This window comes from Mesorhizobium sp. CNPSo 4688, assembly GCF_057784295.1.
Window position 1 is genome coordinate 1 of the sequence record NZ_JBWLUY010000094.1, and the last position, 623, is coordinate 623.

A 623-nucleotide genomic window follows, 5' to 3' on the forward strand; every position below is an offset into this window, starting at 1 on the left:
GATGTCGTCGGCGGACCCCATCCATCAACTGGGTGCATTGCCATCGCAGGCGCAGGACATCGTCCAGGCCGGACGGCAAGAACCTGCCCGGTTCGCCTCAACCGGGTGGCCGCAGATGCCGCTCAACTTTGATTGGAGTATGTGGCCGACCCTGGAAGCAGCGCCAGCGCCCACTGCCAGCGCCCGCCCTGACACCTACCGGGATTTTCCATTGGTTGATCTGACTGCGGCTACGCCGTCTGAGTCACGCGACGATGATAATTCCGTGCCGGCGTTTGCAAGCATGCCCTCCGATGCTCAGGTCGGGGCTTTGGGTCCGACCGCCCCGTCTCACGGCCGCGGGCTGGTGCTCCAGGACATGGAATGGCTGGGCGACGAGCATGTGCTGAGGGACTACCAGCTCCTGACGCAAGAGTTGCAGGGGAACAATCCGGGTCTCGCCGCCCGGACGCGGTTCGTGGATCCCCTCATAACCCTTGGCAGCCTGCGCTTGGGCACCGAGAGCGACATGCTACGCGCATTCCAGCGCATCGTTCATGATCACAATGGCGACGACACGGCCGACTTCCTGTTCCTGCCAGTGAACGATGCCAGTGCCAATCGCCGCGGCAGCCATTGGTCGC

At 63.7% G+C, this 623-nt stretch carries 1 pseudogene; it reads left to right on the forward strand.

From position 1 onward, the window contains the following. A pseudogene (locus AC04SH_RS34935) lies at window positions 1–623 on the forward strand (hypothetical protein); the annotation flags it as partial.